This window comes from Pararcticibacter amylolyticus, assembly GCF_003130405.1.
Lineage (GTDB): Bacteria > Bacteroidota > Bacteroidia > Sphingobacteriales > Sphingobacteriaceae > Arcticibacter > Arcticibacter amylolyticus.
Genome location: NZ_QEAS01000007.1, coordinates 248,116 through 253,708, shown reverse-complemented (window position 1 = coordinate 253,708; position 5,593 = coordinate 248,116). Strand labels below are relative to the sequence as shown.

The following is a 5,593-nucleotide window of genomic DNA, read 5'->3' as shown; positions in this document are numbered from 1 at the left end:
TTAACTCAATACCGGCAATCCGGGTTTATCAAATGAAAGTAGGAATTATAATGGGCAGCAAGTCGGATTTGCCCGTGATGCAGGACGCCGCAGATATATTAAAAGAACTAGGCGTTGATTTTGAAATAACGGTAGTCTCGGCGCACCGTACTCCTGAACGTATGTTTAATTACGCCAAAACAGCAGAGGAAAGAGGATTAAAGGTTATTATAGCAGGAGCAGGCGGAGCTGCTCACTTGCCAGGCATGGTTGCATCCCTAACCCATCTCCCCGTAATAGGAGTTCCGGTTAAGTCGTCAAATTCTATTGATGGCTGGGATTCAATACTTTCAATACTACAGATGCCCAACGGCATCCCGGTTGCCACCGTCGCGCTCAACGCCGCAAAGAATGCAGGCTTACTGGCAGCCCAGATTATCGGTACTTCCAGCGAGGAAGTCACAGCACAGCTGAAAGCATACAAAGAAGATCTCAAAAAGAAAGTCGAAGAGACAGCAAAGGAAATGGAGGGCAATTAGCTCGTAATATGAGATAATAGATGAGCAATCAAAGCCTCACTATTATCTCATATTCTGTCTGTACGCTCAGTTCCAGCGGGGGTTTTCAGGAAAGTTCACTATATGAGCGTACTTAGGCCCCAGGCCGAGTACGATATCCTTCCATAAGTTCTCTTCCTCGTCGGTGAAAAGGAAGTCTGCATTATAGTGATTCGTTACAAGCCAGGAATTTCGTTCCAGTTCCTCATCCAGCTGCCCTTGATCCCAACCGGAATAACCCGCGAAAAAACGAATCTCACTGCCTTCAACCTGCCTGTTATTGATGAGCAACTTCAGCGTTTCGAAGTTGCCCCCCCAGTAAATGCCGTTGCCTATTTCTGTTCCGCTGTTCATCCGGTCGTAACACCTGTGCAAAAAATGCAGAGTATCGTTTGCAACGGGGCCGCCAATGTAGATCGGAAAATCAGCTTCGGGGCATTCCGGCATAATATCGCTCAGAATATAATCACTCTTTTGATTGAACACATACCCCACTGTTCCCTCCTCATTATGTTCGGCGAGCAGTACGACCGATCTTTTGAAATTCGGGTCAGCCATAAATGGCTCGGATAGCAACAAACTGGAGGTCCTGGGCTGAACTTGATTTAACATAAGTTTTATAACAATGGCATTAAGTTATATGTTTTTACATTGAATTAAGAAGTATATAGTACTTAAATTTTTTACAATTAGTAAGTTTGTAACAATATGACCTTAAATAACGAAACAATTCAGAATCTCCGGCAGGAATACCGTTCTGCCACATTATCGGAAACAGAAGTTGCTCCCGACCCTATAAGCCAATTCTCAAAATGGTTTGCAGAGGCTCTTTCTTCTGGTATAGCAGAACCCAACGCAATGACACTCGCTACGGCGACAGCTGACGGCAAACCTTCTGCCCGGATAATGCTTTTAAAAGGATTCGATAACGAAGGATTTATATTCTATACAAACTATTTAAGCCGCAAAGGACAGGAAATAACTAAAAACCCCAATGCGGCACTGGTATTCTTCTGGCTGGAGCTGGAACGCCAGGTCAGAATTGAAGGCACACTCGAAAAATTAGACGAAAAGGAATCCGAAAAATACTTCCACTCACGTCCGCGCGGAAGTCAGATCGGGGCACACGCTTCGCCTCAGAGCCGTGAGATACACGACAGGGAAGTACTTCAGAAAAACCTGCTGCTCCTTGAAGAAAAATATAAGGATGCAGCAGAGATTCCCAAACCACCACATTGGGGCGGTTACATCATAAAACCCACCTTTGTGGAATTCTGGCAGGGAGGACAAGGCCGCCTGCACGACCGCATTGCCTATCAGAAGGAGAACAATCTTTGGAAAATTATACGCTTAGCACCCTGATATGAAATTCCCGGAAATAAAAGACCTTCTGGTGAATAAGTTCGGAGCTGAAGTTATTGAGGGAGAAGAAACTTCCGGACGTCAGCCAGCTTTAATTATAAAGGCAGATAAAATAGCGGATGTATGTCAGGAACTGAGAGATAATGAAAATACATGGTTCGACTTCCTCTCCTGTCTTTCGGGAATTGATTATGGAATAGAAGAGAATATGTTCGGAGTAGTATACAACCTGGCATCTATTCCCCATAAAACTCAACTAACCCTCAAGGTTAGGAAATATCACGACAGGAATGCCAGTACTCTTCCTTCATTCCCAACTGTCAGCAATGTATGGAAAACAGCAGACTGGCACGAAAGGGAAGCATACGACCTTTTAGGATTACACTTCGAAGGCCATCCTGATTTAAGGCGAATCCTTCTCCCCGATGACTGGGAGGGGTATCCGCTAAGGAAAGATTACAAAGTGCAGGAGTATTACCATGGAATTAAAGTCAGTTAACTGCAATCCACCTTACACAAGACGAGGCAGAGAGAATGAATAACAGTACGCCTACACGCTACGAACAACTGATAGCGGGAGCCAGATCTACAGAAATGATCCTTAATATCGGTCCGCAGCACCCATCGACGCATGGGGTGCTCAGACTTGAAGTGATTACTGACGGGGAGATTGTGAAGGAAGTCATTCCGCATGTTGGTTATCTGCACAGATGCTTTGAAAAGCATGCAGAAAATCTCACATATCAGCAAACAATTCCATTCACCGACCGCATGGATTATCTGGCTTCAATGAATAACAGCCATGCCTGGGTAATGGGGGTAGAACGAATGCTCGGCATTGATAAAGACATCCCTAAACGAATCGAATACATCCGGGTACTGGTATGTGAATTAAACAGGATCGGGTCGCATCTTATTGCTCTTGGAACCTACGGAATTGATATCGGAGCTTTCACTCCCTTTTTATGGTGCTTTCGCGATCGTGAGCATATCATGAATATGCTCGAATGGGCATCAGGCTCCCGTTTGCTCTACAATTACATCTGGGTAGGCGGCTTATTTTATGACCTTCCTGTAGGGTTTGAAGAAAGATGCAGTGAATTTGTTGATTACTTCAAACCAAAAATGAAGGAACTGAATGAACTCCTCACCGAGAATCAGATCTTCATATCCAGAACAGCCAACGTCGGTGTACTGCCCCTCGATGTCGCCATTAGCTATGGATGCTCAGGCCCCATGCTGCGCGCCTCGGGCTTAAAATGGGACCTCCGGAGGGTCGACGAATACTCAGCCTATCCTGAACTGGAATTTGATATTCCCTCGGGAAAAGGAGAAATGGGCACTATAGGCGACTGCTGGGACAGATTTAAAGTCCGCATTGACGAAATAGAACAATCCCTCAGGATAATAGAACAATGTCTGGACAGACTCAAAAAAGACCTGAAACGGACACCTGACTTTGATCCCAGAGCGAGGTTACCGAAAAAAATTACACCGAAGGCTCAGGACTTTTATTTAAGAGCAGAGAGCCCCCGCGGAGAGCTTGGATATTACTTCATTACTGACGGCAAGACAGAAATACCTAAAAGAGTGAAAGCCCGAGCACCCAGCTTCCATAACATTTCTGTTATTTCCGAAATATCAAGAGGTATTCTGATTGCCGACCTGATTGCCATCATCGGCTCGATAGATATTGTATTGGGCGAACTTGACAGGTAATAAAAAGCAAAAGGCCCGCAAACGGGCCTCTTTACACTCAAACTAATAATAACTAATACACCTTAACCATATATATATAGTCTTCAATCTTCCGTATCTGATCTTTCCTGCTCAGGTTAGCAAGACTGCTCTTGCTATTTAAAGCAAGCTTCTTATTCTTACCCAACGAATCCTTAGGGATTGATTCTATCGCTTCGATCAGGTATTTTGATTTAATTGCAAATGAAGCGCCGTCCGTACGGGATGACTTTCCTTTAATTACCCCAATCACATTTCCTTTACTATCAAGCAAAGGCCCCCCGCTGCTTCCCGGATTAACAGAGATATCTACCTGGTACTCGGTTGTATCGCCTGAATAACCTGTGCGCGAACTAACATACCCTCTGCTATATACGAGGTCATCCTTGGGGAAACCGTAAGTGCAAACATCTTCACCGAGATCTGAAGTCGTTCTCTTAAAGGTATATGGCAACGGTTTCAGGGTTCTGAAAGAAGCATCTGTAATTTTAAGTACAGCGATATCATAAGCAGGATAGCTGTAAACAGTAGAAGCCTTAAATGATTCCCCCTCGTTATTCTGAATATAAATAGAATCGGCCCCTTTTACCACATGATAGTTTGTAATTACAAAACCATCATTCGTTAAGGCAAATCCAGTTCCACCGAATATCACTGGATCTGCAGGCGCTTTTGTTGTGGTTTCCTTGATGTTTTTCAGGATCTCAGTTTGAGACCGCTTTACTTTAGTATTGATTTCCCTGCTCATCTCACGCCGCAAAGCTATGTTGTCTGAAGCAATAGCACTGGTCTTAGCGAAAAAACCGGTCGAAAACAAGGTAGCAAATACCGCTAGTATGGCAACCGAGGCTGCTACCGCGGCATTCACCCGGTATTTATTCCATAGGATCTTAACCCAGACTGACAGAGGGAGCACTTCCGCTTTTACCTGTTCAGTATCCAGCTGCTCATGTATAGCATTCATATCAGACATAAGTTTACGGCGACTGCCGTAAGCCTGTATCTGATGAATAAAGTTTTCATGAGCTACCACCTTCTGATCAACTGCGGGGTCTGACGCCCTCAGCAGCTCAAATGCATTCAGTTCCTCCTCACTCATCTCACCTCCAAGGTACCTCTCTATTCGTTCTGTTAAATCCATTTTTTCACCTCTTATCTTGTTTCCATGAAAAACAATTTTTTTAATCGCTGCAGGCACTTATACTTCTGATTCTTGGCATTATCAGCATTCGTATAACCAAACTTCTCACAAATCTCCTGCATTGATTTATTGTTAATATAAAAATCTTCAATGATCGTCTTGCACGGTTCTCCTAAATGTACCAGAGCGGTTTCCATTTGCCTGAATAACCGGTCTTTTTCCTCATGCTGTTCAATATCCTGCTCTACCGGTAACGTCTCTTCAAAATCCTGCAGACTTCCGGAATTACGGCTTTTATACGTCAGCCGCTTAAGCCATAACCGCCTGCTAACTGAATATATAAACGTTTTAAGTTTACTGCTCAACTCAAAACCGCCGCTCTGAACCTTATTATAAAGAACTATTACTGTTTCCTGAAATACGTCCTTAGCCTCATCCTCTGTCCCATTATTCATGACTACGAGTTGCAGGACCATCGGAAAGTACGCTTTGTACAATCTTTCCAGAATATCTTTTGAGCCGTTAAGAATACCTAGTATAACTTCGCTATCTGTTGGTACTGACCTTTTTATCTCTCTGCTCACTATTTATACCGTATTTGTAAATTTTGTAACCCAATGATAGGGAAAATTTTTTTTTATTTTTTTCTTCAAGTATCGGGTTACTTTTTGAAATGTCCGGTATTAACCTTAAAATTAAATTTGTTTAATCGTTAGATTTTAGACCCAGAAAAAATGAAAAATCTGTTTAAATTCGGTTTCTTAGCATTAGCTATCTCTTTATCAGTTGCTGCATGTAGCTCAAACAAATCAGAAGG

Annotated in this window: 7 protein-coding genes; 4 read left to right on the top strand and 3 right to left on the bottom strand. The window is 43.3% G+C overall.

Going from position 1 to position 5,593, the window contains the following annotated elements; all coding sequences use genetic code 11:
• Window positions 1-32: 32 nt before the first annotated feature.
• A complete protein-coding gene (gene purE / locus DDR33_RS10440) occupies window positions 33-518 on the top strand; it encodes a 5-(carboxyamino)imidazole ribonucleotide mutase (protein WP_109415717.1) in 486 nt (161 codons plus the stop codon).
• A gap of 66 nt (window positions 519-584) precedes the next feature.
• On the opposite strand, the gene DDR33_RS10435 is transcribed toward purE, so the two are convergent.
• The gene (locus DDR33_RS10435; protein WP_109415716.1) at window positions 585-1,148 is read right to left on the bottom strand and encodes a YqgE/AlgH family protein; all 564 of its coding nucleotides are present in this window, start codon (window positions 1,146-1,148) and stop codon (window positions 585-587) included.
• Between the two features lie 96 nt (window positions 1,149-1,244).
• Between DDR33_RS10435 and pdxH the strand changes: the two genes are divergently transcribed.
• From pdxH to DDR33_RS10420, 3 genes are read left to right on the top strand one after another with little or no spacing between them, the layout of a single operon-like run.
• On the top strand, window positions 1,245-1,898 hold the full coding sequence (pdxH, locus tag DDR33_RS10430; RefSeq protein WP_109415715.1) for a pyridoxamine 5'-phosphate oxidase: 654 nt from the start codon (window positions 1,245-1,247) through the stop codon (window positions 1,896-1,898).
• Window position 1,899: 1 nt separating this feature from the next.
• Entirely contained in the window at window positions 1,900-2,397 is a 498-nt protein-coding gene (locus tag DDR33_RS10425; protein WP_109415714.1) for an NADH-quinone oxidoreductase subunit C, read from the top strand.
• A 35-nt stretch (window positions 2,398-2,432) separates the two neighbouring features.
• Window positions 2,433-3,617 (top strand): NADH-quinone oxidoreductase subunit D, encoded by a 1,185-nt coding sequence (locus DDR33_RS10420; protein WP_109415713.1) that lies wholly within the window; start codon window positions 2,433-2,435, stop codon window positions 3,615-3,617.
• Between the two features lie 52 nt (window positions 3,618-3,669).
• On the opposite strand, the gene DDR33_RS10415 is transcribed toward DDR33_RS10420, so the two are convergent.
• Both DDR33_RS10415 and DDR33_RS10410 read right to left on the bottom strand, forming a co-directional pair.
• Entirely contained in the window at window positions 3,670-4,776 is a 1,107-nt protein-coding gene (locus tag DDR33_RS10415) for a S1C family serine protease (RefSeq protein WP_109415712.1), read from the bottom strand.
• 11 nt (window positions 4,777-4,787) lie between these two features.
• On the bottom strand, window positions 4,788-5,360 hold the full coding sequence (locus DDR33_RS10410) for an RNA polymerase sigma factor (protein ID WP_109415711.1): 573 nt from the start codon (window positions 5,358-5,360) through the stop codon (window positions 4,788-4,790).
• Window positions 5,361-5,593 lie beyond the last annotated feature (233 nt).

Excerpts from the sequence above, each read along its gene's own strand:
- purE (WP_109415717.1), top strand. The coding sequence starts at position 33 with ATGAAAGTAGGAATTATAATGGGCAGCAAGTCGGATTTGCCCGTGATG.
- DDR33_RS10435 (WP_109415716.1), bottom strand. The coding sequence starts at position 1,148 with ATGTTAAATCAAGTTCAGCCCAGGACCTCCAGTTTGTTGCTATCCGAG.
- pdxH (WP_109415715.1), top strand. The coding sequence starts at position 1,245 with ATGACCTTAAATAACGAAACAATTCAGAATCTCCGGCAGGAATACCGT.
- DDR33_RS10425 (WP_109415714.1), top strand. The coding sequence starts at position 1,900 with ATGAAATTCCCGGAAATAAAAGACCTTCTGGTGAATAAGTTCGGAGCT.
- DDR33_RS10420 (WP_109415713.1), top strand. The coding sequence starts at position 2,433 with ATGAATAACAGTACGCCTACACGCTACGAACAACTGATAGCGGGAGCC.
- DDR33_RS10415 (WP_109415712.1), bottom strand. The coding sequence starts at position 4,776 with ATGGATTTAACAGAACGAATAGAGAGGTACCTTGGAGGTGAGATGAGT.